The 16563-nt window shown below is 65.0% G+C and carries 17 protein-coding genes and 1 tRNA gene; 12 read left to right on the plus strand and 6 right to left on the minus strand.

Annotated features, from left to right (window positions below; translation table 11 throughout):
• Positions 1–49: 49 nt before the first annotated feature.
• On the plus strand, positions 50–370 hold the full coding sequence (trxA, locus tag PV781_RS18160; RefSeq protein ID WP_274777052.1) for a thioredoxin: 321 nt from the start codon (positions 50–52) through the stop codon (positions 368–370).
• Positions 371–424: 54 nt separating this feature from the next.
• Here trxA and PV781_RS18165 read toward each other — a convergent pair whose 3' ends face one another.
• Positions 425–811 carry a winged helix-turn-helix transcriptional regulator gene (locus tag PV781_RS18165; RefSeq protein WP_274777053.1) on the minus strand — a complete coding sequence of 129 codons (387 nt, stop codon included), beginning with the start codon at positions 809–811 and terminating at the stop codon, positions 425–427.
• Between the two features lie 130 nt (positions 812–941).
• Between PV781_RS18165 and PV781_RS18170 the strand changes: the two genes are divergently transcribed.
• The 3 genes from PV781_RS18170 (at position 942) to PV781_RS18180 (ending at position 3389) form a co-directional block, all read left to right on the plus strand.
• Entirely contained in the window at positions 942–1781 is an 840-nt protein-coding gene (locus tag PV781_RS18170; RefSeq protein WP_274777054.1) for an SDR family oxidoreductase, read from the plus strand.
• Positions 1782–1917: 136 nt separating this feature from the next.
• On the plus strand, positions 1918–2448 hold the full coding sequence (locus tag PV781_RS18175; protein WP_274777055.1) for a MarR family winged helix-turn-helix transcriptional regulator: 531 nt from the start codon (positions 1918–1920) through the stop codon (positions 2446–2448).
• On the plus strand, positions 2445–3389 hold the full coding sequence (locus tag PV781_RS18180) for a DMT family transporter (RefSeq protein WP_274777056.1): 945 nt from the start codon (positions 2445–2447) through the stop codon (positions 3387–3389). Before PV781_RS18175 ends, PV781_RS18180 begins: the two co-directional genes overlap by 4 nt.
• Here PV781_RS18180 and PV781_RS18185 read toward each other — a convergent pair.
• The 4 genes from PV781_RS18185 to def form a co-directional block, all read right to left on the minus strand.
• On the minus strand, positions 3340–3651 hold the full coding sequence (locus PV781_RS18185) for a hypothetical protein (RefSeq protein WP_274777057.1): 312 nt from the start codon (positions 3649–3651) through the stop codon (positions 3340–3342). The two genes, PV781_RS18180 and PV781_RS18185, sit on opposite strands and share 50 nt — an antisense overlap.
• Positions 3652–3839: 188 nt before the next feature.
• Entirely contained in the window at positions 3840–4577 is a 738-nt protein-coding gene (truA, locus tag PV781_RS18190; protein ID WP_274777058.1) for a tRNA pseudouridine(38-40) synthase TruA, read from the minus strand.
• Positions 4578–4595: 18 nt separating this feature from the next.
• Positions 4596–5519, minus strand: a complete 924-nt coding sequence (gene fmt / locus PV781_RS18195; protein WP_274777059.1) for a methionyl-tRNA formyltransferase — start codon at positions 5517–5519, stop codon at positions 4596–4598.
• A gap of 15 nt (positions 5520–5534) precedes the next feature.
• Positions 5535–6050 carry a peptide deformylase gene (gene def / locus PV781_RS18200; RefSeq protein WP_274777060.1) on the minus strand — a complete coding sequence of 172 codons (516 nt, stop codon included), beginning with the start codon at positions 6048–6050 and terminating at the stop codon, positions 5535–5537.
• An 82-nt stretch (positions 6051–6132) separates the two neighbouring features.
• On the opposite strand from def, the gene PV781_RS18205 reads away from it, so the two are divergent.
• The 5 genes from PV781_RS18205 to PV781_RS18225 all read left to right on the plus strand — a co-directional run bounded on the left by PV781_RS18205 (position 6133) and on the right by PV781_RS18225 (position 10162).
• On the plus strand, positions 6133–7335 hold the full coding sequence (locus PV781_RS18205; protein WP_425532420.1) for a DNA recombination protein RmuC: 1203 nt from the start codon (positions 6133–6135) through the stop codon (positions 7333–7335).
• Between the two features lie 128 nt (positions 7336–7463).
• A complete protein-coding gene (gene mutM, locus PV781_RS18210) occupies positions 7464–8345 on the plus strand; it encodes a bifunctional DNA-formamidopyrimidine glycosylase/DNA-(apurinic or apyrimidinic site) lyase (RefSeq protein WP_274777062.1) in 882 nt (293 codons plus the stop codon).
• Between the two features lie 97 nt (positions 8346–8442).
• The gene (locus PV781_RS18215; RefSeq protein ID WP_274777063.1) at positions 8443–9216 is read left to right on the plus strand and encodes an enoyl-CoA hydratase; all 774 of its coding nucleotides are present in this window, start codon (positions 8443–8445) and stop codon (positions 9214–9216) included.
• Between the two features lie 525 nt (positions 9217–9741).
• Positions 9742–9826: transfer RNA gene (locus tag PV781_RS18220), tRNA-Leu, on the plus strand.
• Positions 9827–9910: 84 nt separating this feature from the next.
• Complete coding sequence (locus tag PV781_RS18225; RefSeq protein WP_274777064.1) at positions 9911–10162, plus strand: DUF6538 domain-containing protein; 252 nt, start codon at positions 9911–9913, stop codon at positions 10160–10162.
• 331 nt (positions 10163–10493) lie between these two features.
• On the opposite strand, the gene PV781_RS18230 is transcribed toward PV781_RS18225, so the two are convergent.
• Positions 10494–11132 (minus strand): hypothetical protein, encoded by a 639-nt coding sequence (locus PV781_RS18230; RefSeq protein ID WP_274777065.1) that lies wholly within the window; start codon positions 11130–11132, stop codon positions 10494–10496.
• A 567-nt stretch (positions 11133–11699) separates the two neighbouring features.
• Between PV781_RS18230 and PV781_RS18235 the strand changes: the two genes are divergently transcribed.
• From PV781_RS18235 to PV781_RS18245, 3 genes are all read left to right on the plus strand, one after another.
• On the plus strand, positions 11700–13382 hold the full coding sequence (locus PV781_RS18235) for a methyl-accepting chemotaxis protein (protein ID WP_274777066.1): 1683 nt from the start codon (positions 11700–11702) through the stop codon (positions 13380–13382).
• 295 nt (positions 13383–13677) lie between these two features.
• Positions 13678–14382 (plus strand): L,D-transpeptidase, encoded by a 705-nt coding sequence (locus tag PV781_RS18240; protein ID WP_274777067.1) that lies wholly within the window; start codon positions 13678–13680, stop codon positions 14380–14382.
• A gap of 143 nt (positions 14383–14525) precedes the next feature.
• Positions 14526–16559, plus strand: coding sequence for a YgiQ family radical SAM protein (locus tag PV781_RS18245; protein ID WP_274777068.1), 2034 nt, complete (start codon positions 14526–14528; stop codon positions 16557–16559).
• The last annotated feature ends 4 nt before the right edge of the window (positions 16560–16563 follow it).

The raw sequence follows: 16563 nt of genomic DNA on the forward strand, positions 1-16563 counted from the left end.
TACGTTGCGTCCACGCTTCCCAATCCCTTCGCCCCCCAAGAGGTGTGTTATGGCGATCGAAAAAGTTTCCGATCAGAGCTTCGACCAGGACGTTTTGAAGTCCGGCAGCCCCGTCGTGGTGGATTTCTGGGCGGAGTGGTGCGGCCCCTGCCGCATGGTGGCCCCCATCCTCGACGAGGTGTCCGACGAGCTGGGCGACAAGCTTAAGATCGTGAAGCTGAACGTGGACGAGAATCCCGAGACCGCGTCCAAGTACGGCATCATGTCCATTCCCACACTGCTCCTGTTCAAGGACGGCAAGATCGCCTCCCGTCAGGTCGGCGCGGCGCCCAAGGCCAAGCTCGTGCAGTGGATCAACACCTCCATCTGACCGCTGCGGCGTTCCGATCCGTGCATCAAGCCCCCGGCGGTCCCGGGGGCTTTTTCATGCCCGGGCGCCCGTGGCCGGCACGGCTTGTGCGTCATAAGCCGCCTGGGCAGCCAGAACGGCATCCATATTGTGCTCCGCCCATCGGGCGAGGGCGGCCACCGTCTCGTTGAGCGTTTCGCCCAGTGGGGTGAGGGCATATTCCACCGTCACCGGAACGGTGGGGAAGACAGCGCGGGTGATCAGCCCATCGCGCTCCAGCTTCTTCAAGGTCTGCGAGAGCACCTTCTGCGAGATGCCGCGGATCTCCCGGCGCAGTTGGTTGAAGCGCACCGGACCGCCGCGCAGACGCGCGAGGATGAGAACCGCCCATTTGTCGGCGATGCGGTCCAGCAGCATGCGCGTGGGGCAGCGCTCTTCATAGACATCATAGGCCCATTGCATCCGCTTCATCCTGGCTGGCCGGTTTCCTCGGTGAAACCATGTCACCGGAAGGTGCTCTCTTTTGCACGTTCACCGGGGAGCGTATGTATCCACCAGAAACGTGGTTTCTATTGGATACCAGGAGATGAACATGTCCGGCAAGAGTCTTGTCCTCGGCGCCACCGGAACGGTGGGGCGGCCTCTCGTGGAGCGGCTTGTCGCGGCGGGGGCGCAGGTGAAAGCGGCGTCGCGGACGGGCAAAACGGTGACAGGCGCCGAGGGCGTGGCCTTCGACTATCGTGACCCCTCCACCTTCGCGACGGCCTTCGAGGGAGTCGACCGCGCTTATGTGATGTTGCCCACGGGCTATATGGACCCTGTCGGTCTGCTGGTGCCCGTGATCGAGGCCGCTGCGGCCCGCAAGGTCAAGGTGGTGCTTCAGACGGCACTGGGTGTCGATGCGGATGATGCGATCCCTTATCGCCAGGTGGAACGCGCCCTGGAGCGCTCCGGCACCCCCTATGTGATCCTGCGGCCCAACTGGTTTTCCGATAATTTCCTGACCTTCTGGAAGCCGGGCATCGACCACGGCGTCATCGCCGTGCCGGCAGGCGAGGGCAAGTCGAGCTTCATCGATGCCCGCGACATCGCCGCGAGCGCGGCAGCGGCTCTCTCCTCCAGCCAGTTCGATGGACAGGCCTTCAACCTGACGGGGCCGCAGGCGCTTGGCTATGGCGAGGCGGCCGCGCTGATTTCGCAGGCGGTGGGTCGCCCTGTCGCTTACACCCCCATCGACGATGAAGCCTTCATCGCCCTTCTGACGCGCGCTGGACTGGCCCCCGATTATGCGGGTTTCCTGGCCTTCCTCTTCCACCCCGTGCGCGAAGGCTGGACCGCTGGGGTAACGGACCATGTGTTGCGCATGACGGGCCAGCCGCCCATCCCGCTTGCCACTTTCGTGCGCGACTATGCCTCTGTCCTGAAGGCATAGCCAAAGGAAGGTGCACCGGGCGTCCACGACCGCCGGGTGCACCTCTCCGATGCAGCCATCTGAGGAGGGTCAGCGATGGGGGTATCGCACGATTCACTCCTTGACCTATTTATATTCATACTGAATACATATTCTCATGCATGACGCTCAACTCACCAACCTTCTTGGCGCCCTCGCCTTGGCCTTGTCCGATGCACAGGATGACGCCGCCCGTTCCGCTTCGGGGCTCGGCACCAGCGCCTGTTCGGCGCTGGTGGTGTTGAGCTTTTATCCGGGCACGCCGATCCGCACCCTGGCGGACATTCTGGGTCTCACCCATTCCGTGGTCGTGCGCCTTGCCGAAGATCTGTCCGACCGGGGCATGGTGGCACGGGACGCCGGCACGAAGGACAAGCGTCAGGTCCAGCTGCGCCTGACCTCGGAGGGCAGGGACGTCGCAGCGAGCATTCTGGAGGCGCGCCGGGCTGCGCTGGGCGCGGCCCTGGGGCAGGTGCCGGCGGCCATCCGACCTGCGCTTGGGGACGCCGTGTCCCACATGCTCGCTGCTCTGACGCAGAGCCGTGCAGCCGCCGATCATATCTGCCGGATGTGCGACGAGGACGCGTGCCCGCAGGACAACTGCCCGGTGGAATGCGAGGCCGTGCGGAAAGAGGGGCCCCGCTTATGACCGACACACAGGCCGTGCAGCCTTCGCCTGATCTCCCTGCTTTTCCCCGGCGCGGGAGGGTTTGGCTCGCCACACTGGCGATCATTCTCTCCGCCGCCTGCTGGGGATTGGCGACGGTGGCCACAAAGGGCCTTCTTGAGGAGGTCCCGCCGTTCCAACTGCTCGGCCTGCAATTGGGTGCGAGCGTGACCTTTCTCTGGTGTTGCGTGGGGGTGGCGCGGCCGTCTTTTGCGGGCCTGGAGCGCATCACGGCGGTCCTTGCCTCCGGGATGCTGGAGCCGGGCCTCGCCTATGGACTCGCAGTCCCCGGTCTTGCACTCACGACAGCGGCCAATGCCACCGTCATCGGCGCTGCCGAGCCGGTCTTCATCTGCGCTCTGGCCTGGCTGCTGGTGGGCGACCGGCCGAGCCGCGGTGTTGCAGGAGTCCTCGCCCTTGCCATTGCCGGCGTGCTGATGGTGACGCTTTCAGGGGCCGAGGGACTGGGGGAGGGCCGGCTTTCGGGAGATGCCCTGGTGGGCCTCGGCACAGCGGTTGCTGCGCTTTACGTGGTGATGTCGAGCCGGCTAGTGGGCTTCATGGCACCGCTCAGCCTGGCGGCCCTCCAGCAGTCGGCGGGGCTGGCTTGCGTGCTCGGTCTTCTGGCGGGCGCCTGGGGCAGCGGGTTCGAGGCACCTGCCGCGCTGTCATGGACCTTGATTCTCACGGCCGCCGCTACGGGCGTCGTGCAATATGCGCTGGCGGTCTGGTTCTATCTGCTGGGTCTGCGGATGCTCTCCGCCCCCATTGCCGGCCTTTATCTGGCGCTTATTCCGGTGTTCGGCCTAGCGGGTGCGGTGCTGGCCCTCGGCGAGCCGATTGCGCCCCTTCAAATGGTCGGTGCGGTTCTGGTCATCGCCGCGATAGGGCTCCTTGGCCTCCTGCGGCGGGCAGCGGCATGACTGCTTGGCGCTGGTCTGCGAGCACGCGACGGGTGGAAATCACCACCCAGCTTTCCGCACCGGACGGCCGCCGGGCATTGAGGCGGGCTGCCGCGCCCTCCGCTGCCGTGCGGTCACGATAGAGCAGGGCTTCATCCAGAAAGAAGGCGCCGCCTGGCACGATCACCGCACCACTCGCGCCCGCTTGCGCGGTTTCACGGCCATCGAAGAAAATGAAGCGACAGGGTGCCACTTCGACCGCGCGGGCCACCACATAGCTCACCCAGGCCTGGAGGGAGGACGTGCCCTTCGCCTGGCGCTCAGGGCGGCGACTGCGGAATGAGAACCCAAAGGTCATGACGCGAAACCTGTGACGCCAAAGGGCGCAATTGCCTGGGAAACGCGCGCAGAGGATTTGAGTTCCGGTAGCAGGGCGCAATTTGCGCAGGTCTGGACCGCACGGGGCGCGGGTCAGTAGCTGACCGCGGCCAGATACAGCCCGCAGGCTGGAGCCATGGGTCCGCAGCGCGCGCGATCGCGGGAGGCCAGGACATCGGCAAGGTCATCAGCACTCCACCGGCCCTCTCCCACCCGCATCAGCGATCCTGCCATGGAGCGCACCTGGTGGTGGAGGAAGGAGCGGGCGGAGGTGACAATGCGGATCTCGTCCCCCACGCGTTCCACATCCAATTGATCCAGCGTCTTCACCGGAGAGGCCGCCTGGCACTCCGCCGCGCGAAAGGCGGTGAAGTCATGCCGACCCAAGAGGCGCTGCGCGGCCGCATGCATGGCCTCTGCGTCCAGTCTTTGGGGAATGCGCCACGCGCGGTCGCGGTCGAGCGCCAGATCCGGCCGGCGGTTGATGATGCGATAGACATAGTGCCGCTTCACGGCCGAGAAGCGGGCATCGAAATCATCCGCCACCGCCTCGGCGGACAGCACCGCGACAGGGACCGGCCGCAAATGGGCAGTCAGTCCGTCTCGCAAGGTGTCCGTCCGCCAGGGACGGGTCAGGTCGATATGCGCCACTTGTCCCGTCGCATGGACGCCGGCATCGGTGCGGCCGGCGCCGGCCACATGGACCTCTTCACCGGTGAGGCGTGTCACCGCTTGCGCCAGCGCGCCCTGGACAGTCGCCAGCTCCGCCTGGATCTGCCAGCCGGCAAAGGACGTGCCATCATACTCGATGGTGAGCTTGTAACGAGGCATGGGCGCGGCTCCCGCCGCTCACGCGAGCCGTGTGCCGGCGGGAACCGGATTGCCATTCAGGAAGGCATCGGCCGTCCCTGCCTGCTTGCCGGCCTTCTGCAGCTGCACCAGCCGCACGGCGCCGTCCCCGCAGGCGATGGTGAGGTGGTCGTCCAAGGCCGTGCCCGGTATGCCCTCGCCCGCAGCCAGCGTCGAGCGCAACACCTTCACGCGGGTCTCTTCCGGCCCCAGCGGGAACCAGGCGCCAGGAAAGGGAGAGAGACCGCGAATATGGTCATGCACTTCTTGGGCGGGGCGGGACCAGTCGATGCGCGTCTCGCCTTTGTCCAGCTTGTGCGCATAGACCACGCCGGCCTCGGGCTGAGGGGTGAAGTGCAGGCCACCCCGCTCCAGGGCGGCAAGGGCGCGCGCCATGAGATCGGCACCGAGCACCATCATCTGGTCGTGCAATTCGCCGGCCGTCATGTTCGGGCCGATGGCGACACGCTCCAGAAGGCCGACGGGGCCCGTGTCGAGCCCGGCTTCCATGCGCATGACCGCAAGGCCCGTCTCGGTGTCGCCAGCCATGATCGCCCGCTGGATGGGCGCCGCTCCACGCCAGCGCGGCAGGAGCGAGCCGTGCAGGTTGAGGCAGCCAAGGCGCGGCGCGTCCAGGATGGCCTGGGGCAGGATCATGCCATAGGCCACCACCACCGCCACGTCGGCCTCCAGCGCGCGAATGGTCTCGGCGGCCTCTTCGCCGCGCAGCGTCTTGGGGGTGAAGACCGGCAGGCCGAACTTCTCGGCGGTCGCATGGACAGGGGAGGGCAGGAGATCGAGCCCCCTTCGGCCCGCAGGCGCGGGGGCGCGGGTGTAGACCGCAACGACCTCGTGGCCCCGGGAGACAATTTCGGTGAGCGTGGGCACGGCGAAATCCGGGGTGCCCATGAAGAGAATGCGCATGGAGGATCCGATCCGTCAGCCGGCGTCGCGCTTGGCGGCCTTCACGAACTTCTTGGTCACCCGGTCACGCTTCAGCTTGGAAATGTGGTCGATGAACAGCACGCCATTGAGGTGGTCGATCTCGTGCTGGAGGCAGGTGGCCAGCAGGCCGTCGGCCTCCCGCTCAATGGTGGCGCCCTCTAGGTCTTGATAGCGCACGGTCACCCGCGCGGGCCGTTCCACTTCCTCGTAATAGTCCGGAATGGAGAGGCAGCCTTCATTATAGACCGAGAGCTCCTCCGACGTTGCGATGACTTCGGGGTTGATGAAGGCCATGGGCTGCTTGGCTTCGCCCTCGCGTGACACGTCGATGGTGACGATGCGGCGCAGCTCGCCCACCTGCACGGCGGCAAGCCCGATGCCGGGCGCGTCGTACATGGTCTCGAACATGTCCGTCACCAGCTTCTTCACCGCATGGTCGACTTTCGCGACCGGCGCTGAAGGCAGGCGGAGCTTGGGATCGGGCAAGATGATGATGGGTCGGATGGCCATTCCCGCCAGATAGGCGATGCAACGGCAACGGTCAACATGTTCGCTCTTTGTTCACGAAGAGGAGTCATGTATTGGGGAGGAGATGATGGAGCAGCTCTTTCCGATGAGTTTTCTCAGTCTCAGCGGCGGCGAGATCCTGGCCGGCATGGGGGCGATCGCTCTTGTGCTTCTGCTTGCCCTCCTGGTGGCCACCCGGCGCACCGCAGCCCTGCGCGCGCAAGAGGCGGCCGAGGCGGCACAGCGTGCGGCCGAGCTGGAAGCGCGTTTGCGCGATCTCGCCCGCATCCAGGCGGAAACGGCCGGGCGCGTGCAAACCATGGCGGAAGTTCTGGCCCAGCGGCAGAGCGAACTTGCCCGCGCGGTTTCGGAGCGGCTTGATTCCACCTCTCATCGGTTGGGCGAAAGCTTTTCCACCGCCGCCCGTGCCACCCATGACAGTCTGACCCGCCTCGCCGAACGCCTGGTTTTGGTGGAGAAGGCGGAGCGGAGCCTCTCCGATCTCTCCTCGCAGGTCGTCTCCCTGCGCCAGACCCTGGCCAACAAGCAGGCGCGGGGCGCCTTCGGGCAGGCGCGCATGGAAGCCATCATCGCCGACGGTCTGCCGCGCGACAGCTATGCCTTCCAATATACCCTCTCCAACGGCCGCCGGCCGGACTGCGCTGTGTTCCTGCCCGGGGATGCGCGCCCGCTGCTGGTCGACGCTAAGTTTCCCTTGGAAGCGGTCACCGCCTTCCGCGAGGCGGCAACGCCCGAGGCCCGAAAGGCCGCCGGCACGCGCCTGGCCGGCGACATGATGAAGCATGTGGGCGATGTGGCGGAACGCTACCTGCTGGCGGGCGAGACACAGGACATCGCGCTTATCTTCGTGCCCTCGGAATCCGTCTATGCCGACCTTCACGAGCACTTCGACGCGGTGATCCAGCGTGCCTTCCGGGCGCGGGTGATGATCGTTTCGCCTTCCCTGCTCATGCTGGCCATCCAGGTGGTGCAGGCGATCTCCAAAGACGCCCGCATGCGCGAACAGGCGGACCGCATTCGCGCCGAGGTTTCGGCATTGGTCGAGGATGTGAGCCGGCTACGAAATCGGGCGGGAGATCTCGCCAAGCATTTCGGGATGGTGGGCGAGGACATTTCCGGTCTTCTCATCTCCGCCGACAAGATCGCCAAGCGCGGGACGCGCTTGGAACAGTTGGAGTTTGAGCAGTCACCTGAAAAGACGGAGCAAACCGCGTCGCCCGTTTCTCGCCGGTCGACAGGTGCGGATCTAAGGGACGCAGCGGAATAGGGGGATATCGGCAAGGCCTCTTTCTTTCTTGCTTGCACTGCGGCGCAACCTCGATAGCCTTCCTGCTTCAAATGGTGATCAAAGCCGGATCTGCGCCAGGGTGGCGCACCGGTGGAGCAGTAGACAAGATGCCTGAATTGCCCGAGGTGGAAACCGTCCGCCGCGGCCTTCTCCCCGTCCTTCAAGGCGCCGTTATCGAGGAGGCCGAAGCGCGCCGTCCCGATCTGCGCTGGCCCCTCCCCGAAAGCTTCGCCGAGCGACTGGCCGGGCGCCGGGTGGAAGCGATCGGCCGCCGGGCAAAATACATCCTCGCGGACCTGGATGGCGGAGAAGTGCTGATCCTTCACCTGGGCATGTCCGGTTCGATCCGCATCGACGGTGGGCCCGCGCCCTCCCGTCCCGGTGCCTTCCATTATCCGCGTGCCGCGCCGGGCCCGCATGACCATGTGGTGTTTCGCCTCGCCGGCGGCGCGACCGTGACCTTCAACGATCCGCGTCGCTTCGGGGCCATCCTGCTGGTGCCCTATGACCGGCTCGACAGCCATCCCCTGCTGCGGGATCTCGGCCCCGAGCCGCTGGGCAACACCTTCCATGCGGAGCATTTGGCCCGGGCCTGCGCCGGCAAGCGCACCAGCCTGAAGGCGGCATTGCTCGACCAGAAGGTCGTGGCGGGTCTGGGCAACATCTATGTGTGCGAGGCCCTCCATCGCGCCGGCCTTTCCCCCCGGCGCCAGGCGTCGACGCTGGCCACCCGAACCGGCGCACCCACCGCGCGCGCCGAGCGGCTCGTCACCGCGATCCGAGATGTGCTGCGGGATGCCATTCTCGCCGGCGGCTCCTCCCTGCGCGATCATCGCCGGGTGGATGGAGAGCTGGGCTATTTCCAGCACGCCTTTCGCGTCTACGACCGGGAGGGACAGGCCTGCCGCACCCTTCATTGCAAGGGGCGCGTGGAGCGCATCGTGCAGAGCGCACGCTCCACCTTCTTCTGCCCGACCTGCCAGAGGTGAGCGGGGCCGAGGGCTGCGCAAAGCGCTTCCCTCGCGCGCGCGGCCCCTCTACACAACTTGCCCAGGCGGGCTTCAGGCCCCCATCGGGAGGCAAGAAATGGCTTACGAGACGATTCAGGTTGAAACCCATGGCCGTGTTGGGCTCATCCGCCTGCACCGGCCGCAGGCCCTGAACGCATTGAACGCGCAGATCATCCGCGACCTGAATGCGGCCCTGGATGTCTTCGAGGCCGACCGCGAGATCGGCTGCATGGTGCTGACCGGCTCCGAGCGCGCCTTTGCCGCCGGTGCGGACATCAAGGAGATGAAGGACTTCTCCTATCCCGACACCTATCTTGACGACTTCATCACCTCCTGGGAACGCCTGTCCCGCACCCGCAAGCCGGTGATCGCCGCGGTGGCTGGCTTTGCGCTGGGCGGAGGCTGCGAGCTGGCCATGATGTGCGATTTCATCCTGGCCGCGGACAATGCCAAGTTCGGCCAGCCGGAGATCAAGATCGGGGTGATGCCCGGCTCCGGCGGCACCCAGCGTTTGACGCGCTTCGTGGGCAAGTCCAAGGCCATGGAAATGTGCCTCACGGGCCGCATGATGGACGCCGCGGAGGCCGAACGGTCCGGCCTTGTGTCCCGTGTGCTTCCGGTCGCCGATCTCCTGCCCGAGGCCCTGAAGGTGGCGGCGCAGATTGCCGACATGTCGCTGCCCGTGGCCATGATGACCAAGGAGGCGGTCAACCGCTCTTATGAGACCTCGCTTGCCGAGGGCATCCGGTTCGAGCGCCGCGTCTTCCAGTCCCAGTTCGCCCTCGCCGACCAGACCGAAGGCATGGGTGCGTTCGTCGAGAAGCGCGCGCCGGGTTTCGTGCACCGCTGAGGGACGTTCGCCGAGGCGCCGTCGATCCGACCAGCAATCCCCCCTCGATCCTGCTGAGCGAGGGGGCCACCCCGGACGGGGATCGTCTCGCGATTTCGCTCATGCCGGGTGATTGCGGGCACCATCTACCCGTGAGTCGTGGTGCGGACGACTTGCGCGAAGGGGCCGTTGGTCGGTCAGAGACCCTCTGACGTGGCCCTCCTCCTTGCCAAGCAGGTCCTCTCATTCTCCGAACGCAGCCCCGACACGCGGGATCAGCCCCAGTGCGAAACCGTCCCCCGTCAGCGCTGGAGCCTCGCGACGTATCTTCGTCAATTCGGCATTGCGAGTCGCGCCCGCACCGCACGGGCCGGAGGCTCTGGGTCTCCCGACCGGGAGCCTGTGGAAAAGTCGCCTGTTTCAGTCACGGCAAGCCTTCGCGCCAGATTTCGCACCCGTTTGCCGACTTTGGCGCAGCAGGGCCGTTGACAAGCCTCCCGCCTCCCCCTTAAGAGAACGCCTCCCGCCGCTCGAAAGAGCTGCGGAGCCCAGGTGGCGGAATTGGTAGACGCGCTGGTTTCAGGTACCAGTGGGTAACACCGTGGAGGTTCGAGTCCTCTCCTGGGCACCATCGCCTTTCTAAGGCGTTGATTTGCCAAAACTCTTTGTCTTTCATGGCGTTGGAAACCGTCTGGTGGTACAGACAGGTGGTCCAATGGTCCTCGCCATGTCCCGTCCGACGAAGCACCCCAAGAGCGGCGTTTATCAGTTCCGCAGGGCCGTCCCTGATCGCCTGAGGCCCCTCCTTGGCAAGACCGAGGTGAAGCGCTCGCTCGGCACCAAAGACCCTCAAGAGGCCAAGCGGCGGCATGCCGAGATGTCTGCACAGGTGGAAGCCGAGTGGGCGGACCTGGAGCGGCTGGAGCGACTGAAGGGCCAACCAGCAATTTATCGGGCCATCATCTGAGGATTGACGAGGCCAGCCGCGCCCCCAACTGGCCGAGGTGGCAAAGGCCCATGCGCAGGCAGCGGAGGCCCTACAGCGGCAAGCCGAGGGTGCCTATCGGCCAAGAGCCTGTTGAAGCCCGTTTCCGCCCCTGGGGCTGGCCAATGCCGCGAGGGGTGAGCCTGCTGCCAAGCCGGTGGGCAAGATGGTCAAGAAGCCCAAGTTGACGCAGAAGAGACTTACCGATGCCGAGTCCGCAGCGGTGTTCAGCCATGCGTTGACCGATCAGGGCAAGCCGAGAGGCAGGCGTCAAACTCACCCTTGCTAAGAGGTGAGTGCGCCTGCTGCGTGCCTATATCGAGGCGAGGCTGGGGGAGAGTTCGCGGGCCCTGCTTTTCGCCAGCGCCACAAATTCGAGTGCCGAGAAGAGGAGGAGGCCGTACCCAAAGAGTTCTACGCACTCTTCGCTCATGTCCTTCACTGGGCGAGCATAGGCCTCCTGCAGAACGATCTGCCAGAAAGCTCCCATGCCGTACAGTCGGGCGAAGATGTAGGTGGTCATCAGGGCCGATATGAGCAGCCCAAATGAGACACTCTCTGTGTAGACCTTTTGCTCTTCGAGGAAGGCGTCGCGATTGATCCAGGTATATGCGAGGCCCACCAGAATCACCGGCGTGACGAGTATCTGCCATCCGTCGGAGTGGAGCATGTCCAGCCAGATGTCGTTCTCCCGAATGAGCGATGCGGTGGAGAATGTTGCGAGCAGCCAAGCGGACTTGCGCAGGGCAGCCACCTTTATGGCGGTGAGGACGAAAATCGCCGAAATGGCGAACAGAAGTATTGATTGGGATATCTCGACAAGAGACGTTTCGCCGAATGTGCCAGTGGTAGTCGCGTCGACATACATCAGGCCAAAAATCAGGCAGGTGATAGCAGCGTATAGGGCAACCCGTGAAAGGCCGCGCACGAACGGAATATACTTATCAGGCAATACAGCGGCTCCGCATTTGAGGGAGGCCCACGGTTGTGCATTTAATGCTCAACAATCGCCCCCTGAGCCGTCAGTGATATTGCCGGATGTGGGAGGTCAGGTCAAATTCCGCTGCGTCAGGTGCGGCAGAGGTGACCGCGCGCGGCCTCGTCTGGCAGAGTCTGCAGACTCGCAGAGGCGCTCGCTCTCCCACAGCGGCGCCCTTGCCATGGCTCCACCCTTCGCGGCGCTCGCTCCTGCCCATGGGCCACGGTTGCAAGGCAGCGTCCACAGGCTCGGGCAAGCTTCAGGCGGTTACCTCACGCGCTCTTGTGGCCGAGAGAGGTCTGCAAGGGCGCGTGAGGCGCACCGTGGCGGCGGCATATCAACGGCCACCGTCGGGCGGGTCCTTTCGCAAGAGAGGGCGATGCCGCGCGTTGGCGCCCCAGGGGCTCATGCGCGACGTCACCCCTCGCCTCGAACTTGTCGTTCCGGGGACTGCGTTACTTGCCGTCCTCTCCTTGCAAAGAGCCATACCGGACGAGCCACGCGGACACGGCGGCCGGACAACTGAAATCGGAGTGCACGATGAGCCTGAAGAATTTGGCGATCCGAACAAAAATCGTTTTGATGTTCGGGCTTGTACTTCTGACCAGTCTTGTCACCGGGGGCATCATTCTTCAGGCGGAAACGACCTTGGAGAAGAATGTGGACTGGACGATCCACACTTACCATGTGCTGGACAGGGTCGACGGGATGATGGCGGCCATGGTGGACCAGGAGACGGGCCTACGTGGTTTTCTTTTGACGCGGAAGGATGGCAGCCTCGCACCGCTTGTGTCCGGCGAGAAAGCCTTCGCCGACAATTGGAGTGCGGCGAAGTCGCTGACCAGCGACAACCCGATCCAGCAGAAGCGGCTAGACGCCGTGCGCGAGCAGGTGGAGGACTGGCAGCGTAACGTCTCCCATTATGCCATCGACCTCATGAGGACGCCGGGTTCCGAGGATGCGGCCGTTGATGTGGAGCGCAGCGGCAAGGGCAAGGTCTATTTCGACAAGATCCGCCTTCTGGTTGCCGAATTGAAGGAGGCGGAGAGCTCTCTTCTTGGCGTGCGCAATGAAACGATGCGTTCAGCGGAGAAAACCATCCTCGTTTCCGCTATCGCATCTGTGGGCGCAATTCTGGTGATCGGCTGCAGTGCGGCTTTTGCCCTGAACACGCTCATCGCCGTGCCCATCCGCGCGACGGTGGCCAGCATGGAGCGCATCCGCTCTGGCGATTACGCGACCGAGGTGGGCTTCACCGAGCGCCAGGACGAGGTCGGCGCCATGAGCACGGCCTTGCGAACCTTCCGCGACACTCTGGCGGTCGCCGAAGCGGCACGACGGGAAGAGGACAGCCGCAAGGCAGCCGAACACGAAACGCTGGCGCGGCGCGAGCATCTGGCGCAGTCCTTCGTGAAGAACATGCAGTCCCTCGCCGGCCAGTTCGCCACAACCTCCAATGACGTGGCCGGATCTGCCCGCAACCTATCCGCCACTGCCGAGGAGACTTCCCGCCAGGCGCAGGCCGTGGCAGCGGCCGCCGAGCAGGCCGCGGGCAATGTTCAAACGGTCGCCGCCTCGTCGGAGGAACTGGCAGCTTCCGTTCGCGAAATGAGCGGTCGTGTGTTCCACTCGGCCGAAGTGGCCAATGTCGCCTTCCGGGAGGCTGAGGCGTCCAACACCCGCATCAGCGAACTGGCGAAGGCGGCAAGCGCCATCGGCGACGTCATCTCCTTGATCAAGGGGATCGCCGATCAAACGAACCTCCTCGCGCTCAATGCCACCATCGAGTCGGCACGCGCGGGCGAGGCGGGCAAGGGGTTCGCTGTGGTCGCGGCCGAGGTGAAGGAACTGGCCAGCCAGACCGCCAGGGCCACCGACGACATCGCCTCCAAGGTTTCCGAGATCCAATCGGCCACGGACGGCACGGTCGCCTCCATGGCGGAGATCATCCGTGTGGTGGGGGATATCAAGTCCATCTCCACTGCCATTGCGGGTGCGGTGGAGGAGCAGGGCGCGGCCACCGGAGAGATCGCCCAGAGCTGCCAGCAGGCCGCCACGGGCACGCAACAGGTTACGGACAACATCACCGGCGTCGGTCGGGCGGCGGAGATGACCGGCACGGCCTCAAGCCAGTTGCTGAGCCTGTCCGAAGGTCTGTCCAAGCAGGCTGGGGACCTGAGGCACGAGGTCGAGAGTTTCGTAACGCAGCTGCGCGCAGCCTGATCCGCGCGTCATGCACCACAGAGGGCGCCCCGCTGCTTTGCGAGGCGCCCTCTCACCCCCACAGGCCATTCCTCCTGGCAGCCTGGAGGTGCCGGCCAGTGCAACCCGTGGTCGGCGTCTGTCGGCCTCGTGAAAACCCGTGCTTGCCTCTCGCCCACAAGGGCGGCAATCTCCGCTCAGCTTGGAGCCGGATCCGGGCAGAACCTCTTCGCGCGATGGCACGGCCCCGGCGTCTGGCCGGGAGAGGCGCTTGTGGCATCTGGAGCGGCAAGCTTGGATCGGGGAAATGCGAGTCATGGTCATGGACGCTGGAAATGCCCGTCGGGCAAATGAGATGGCGCTGGCACGCGCGCTGTCGGGACGCCTCAGTCGGCGCACCTTCATGGTGGGTTCCGCGCTCGGCCTCGGTGCCCTTGGGCTCGGTGGCTGCGCCACCCCGGACGGCATGACCCTCGCCGAGGCGGAAAAGCTCTACGGCCCCTTGCCAGCTGAGAAGTTCCCCGTTCCGGCGGCCGACGTCAGCAAGCTCGATCCCAAATATTATCGCCGCACGGTGCGGTACGAGACGAAGGAAGCGCCCGGCACGATCATTGTCGATCCAGGCAATTACTACGTCTATCGCATCGAAGAGGATGGGATGGCCACCCGCTATGGCGCCAATGTGGGCCGCGATGGCTTCCGCTGGAGCGGGGATGCCTATGTCGGCCGCAAGGGCGAATGGGCCACCTGGACCCCGCCCAAGGAAATGATCAAGCGCCAGCCGGAAGTGGCCAAATACGCCAACGGAATGCCGGGTGGCCTGGAAAATCCGCTGGGCGCCAGGACGCTGTATCTCTACCAGAACGGTAATTACACGCTCTACACAATCTATGCGACGATCGATCCCGAATCCATCGGCCACGGCGTGACCAGCGGCTGCGTCGGCCTCCTGACCCAGGACATGCTGGATCTTTACTCCCGCACGCCGGTGAAGACGAAGGTCGTCGTGCTGCCGGCATAGAGTGCCGGCCGCGCCCGATGGGCGCTTGTTGATGGGAAAAGAGAGATCTGCCCCAGCCATTGGAGCGGATGTGATGTCTCTTTTGCCTGCCGTCAGGCGTGGCGAGTTGAATTTGCCATATTGACGTCCTATGCGTGGGCGCCATGGACATCCAGCTTGCCCCCGAAACGCCCCAGCTTTCCTTGTTCCGCCACGGGCGGCCGTCCGGAAAGGCCGCTCCCTTCCTGCCCATGAGCCGGGCGGAGATGGATGCGCTCGGCTGGGATGCGTGCGACATCGTGCTGGTGACGGGCGATGCCTATGTGGACCATCCCAGCTTCGGCATGGCCATTATCGGCCGGCTGCTGGAAGCCCAGGGCTTCCGGGTGGGCATTATCGCCCAGCCCGACTGGCATTCGCCCGATCCGTTCAAGGCGCTCGGCAAGCCGCGTGTGTTCTTCGGCGTCACCGGCGGCAATCTGGATTCCATGGTGAACCGCTATACGGCCGATCGCCGCCTGCGCCATGACGATGCCTATACGGCCGGTGGCGAGGGTGGAAAGCGGCCGGACCGCTGCACCATCGTCTATACCCAGCGGTGCCGCGAGGCTTACAAGGACGTACCCATCGTGCTGGGCGGCATCGAGGCCTCCCTGCGCCGCATCGCCCATTACGACTACTGGTCCGACAAGGTGCGCCGCTCGGTGCTCGCCGATGCCAAGGCAGACCTTCTGATCTACGGCAATGCCGAGCGTGCGGTGGTGGAAGTGGCGAACCGTCTTGCCGCCGGAGAGGCACCGCGCGACCTGGACTCCATACGCGGCGTGGCCTTGTTCCGCAAAGTGCCGGAGCACTACACCGAACTTCCCGCCGATGATCTTGATTCTGCTGACGAGGCGGCAAGCCGCGTCGCAGGCGACACGGTCATTCGCCTGCCCTCCTTCGAGGTGGTGGAGCAGGACCGCGAGGCCTATGCCCGCGCGTCTCGCGTGCTTCACCGCGAGGCCAATCCCGGCAATGCGCGCCCGCTTGTCCAGCGCCATGGCGACCGAGACCTCTGGCTCAACCCGCCGCCCATCCCCCTGACCACGCAGGAGATGGACGCGGTCTATGACCTGCCCTATGCGCGGGCGCCGCATCCTTCCTATGGAGATGCCAAGATCCCCGCCTGGGACATGATCAAATTCTCGGTCACCATCATGCGCGGCTGCTTCGGCGGCTGCACCTTCTGCTCCATCACCGAGCATGAAGGGCGGGTGATCCAGAACCGGTCGGAAGGCTCCATCCTCAAGGAGATCGAGCGAATCCGGGACAAGACGCCCGGTTTCACCGGCGTGATCTCCGACATTGGCGGGCCAACCGCCAATATGTACCGCATGGCCTGCAAGGACCCCAAGATCGAGGCCGCGTGCCGGCTGCCGTCGTGCGTCTTCCCGGACATCTGCCCCAACCTCAACACCTCCCACGACGATCTCATTCGCCTGTACCGCAAGGTGCGGGAGGTGAAGGGCGTGAAGAAGGTGATGGTGGCGTCCGGCGTGCGCTATGATCTTGCGGTCAAGAGCCCCGAATATGTGAAGGAATTGGTGACCCACCATGTGGGCGGTTATCTGAAGATCGCGCCCGAGCACACGGAGCGTGGTCCCCTCGACAAGATGATGAAGCCGGGTATCGGCACTTATGACCGGTTCAAGGAGATGTTCGACGCCGCGGTGAAGCAGGCGGGGAAGAAATACTATCTCATCCCCTATTTCATCGCGGCCCATCCGGGCACGACCGACGAGGACATGATGAACCTCGCGCTCTGGCTCAAGAAGAACCGCTATCGCGCGGACCAGGTGCAGACCTTCCTGCCCTCGCCCATGGCCACCGCCACCGCCATGTATCATACCGGCGTCAACACGCTGCGCGGCGTGCGGCGCGGGGCCAGCGACCAGGTGGAAACCATCAAGGGGCTGCGCCAGCGTCGGCTGCACAAGGCGTTCCTGCGCTATCACGACCCTGACAATTGGCCGATCCTGCGCGAGGCGCTCAAGGAGATGGGCCGGGCCGACCTCATCGGCCCCCGTCCGGACCAACTCGTGCCGGCGCATCAGCCGCCCGGCACGGGCAAGGCGGCGGGCACGAAGCGGCCTGTGCGCCCCGCGCCGGTGGCGCGGCGATTCACCACCAAGGGTGTGCCTCTGCCCCGCAAGTGAGTGA

Origin of the sequence: Aquabacter sediminis (assembly GCF_028863665.1) — a bacterium.
In the GTDB taxonomy this organism is placed as follows: Bacteria; Pseudomonadota; Alphaproteobacteria; order Rhizobiales; family Xanthobacteraceae; genus L1I39.

What these genes read in the sequence shown, in the direction of transcription:
- trxA (WP_274777052.1), top strand. Translation starts at nt 50, where the DNA reads ATGGCGATCGAAAAAGTTTCCGATCAGAGCTTCGACCAGGACGTTTTG.
- PV781_RS18165 (WP_274777053.1), bottom strand. Translation starts at nt 811, where the DNA reads ATGCAATGGGCCTATGATGTCTATGAAGAGCGCTGCCCCACGCGCATG.
- PV781_RS18170 (WP_274777054.1), top strand. Translation starts at nt 942, where the DNA reads ATGTCCGGCAAGAGTCTTGTCCTCGGCGCCACCGGAACGGTGGGGCGG.
- PV781_RS18175 (WP_274777055.1), top strand. Translation starts at nt 1,918, where the DNA reads ATGCATGACGCTCAACTCACCAACCTTCTTGGCGCCCTCGCCTTGGCC.
- PV781_RS18180 (WP_274777056.1), top strand. Translation starts at nt 2,445, where the DNA reads ATGACCGACACACAGGCCGTGCAGCCTTCGCCTGATCTCCCTGCTTTT.
- truA (WP_274777058.1), bottom strand. Translation starts at nt 4,577, where the DNA reads ATGCCTCGTTACAAGCTCACCATCGAGTATGATGGCACGTCCTTTGCC.
- fmt (WP_274777059.1), bottom strand. Translation starts at nt 5,519, where the DNA reads ATGCGCATTCTCTTCATGGGCACCCCGGATTTCGCCGTGCCCACGCTC.
- def (WP_274777060.1), bottom strand. Translation starts at nt 6,050, where the DNA reads ATGGCCATCCGACCCATCATCATCTTGCCCGATCCCAAGCTCCGCCTG.
- PV781_RS18205 (WP_425532420.1), top strand. Translation starts at nt 6,133, where the DNA reads ATGATGGAGCAGCTCTTTCCGATGAGTTTTCTCAGTCTCAGCGGCGGC.
- mutM (WP_274777062.1), top strand. Translation starts at nt 7,464, where the DNA reads ATGCCTGAATTGCCCGAGGTGGAAACCGTCCGCCGCGGCCTTCTCCCC.
- PV781_RS18215 (WP_274777063.1), top strand. Translation starts at nt 8,443, where the DNA reads ATGGCTTACGAGACGATTCAGGTTGAAACCCATGGCCGTGTTGGGCTC.
- PV781_RS18225 (WP_274777064.1), top strand. Translation starts at nt 9,911, where the DNA reads ATGGTCCTCGCCATGTCCCGTCCGACGAAGCACCCCAAGAGCGGCGTT.
- PV781_RS18235 (WP_274777066.1), top strand. Translation starts at nt 11,700, where the DNA reads ATGAGCCTGAAGAATTTGGCGATCCGAACAAAAATCGTTTTGATGTTC.
- PV781_RS18240 (WP_274777067.1), top strand. Translation starts at nt 13,678, where the DNA reads ATGGTCATGGACGCTGGAAATGCCCGTCGGGCAAATGAGATGGCGCTG.
- PV781_RS18245 (WP_274777068.1), top strand. Translation starts at nt 14,526, where the DNA reads ATGGACATCCAGCTTGCCCCCGAAACGCCCCAGCTTTCCTTGTTCCGC.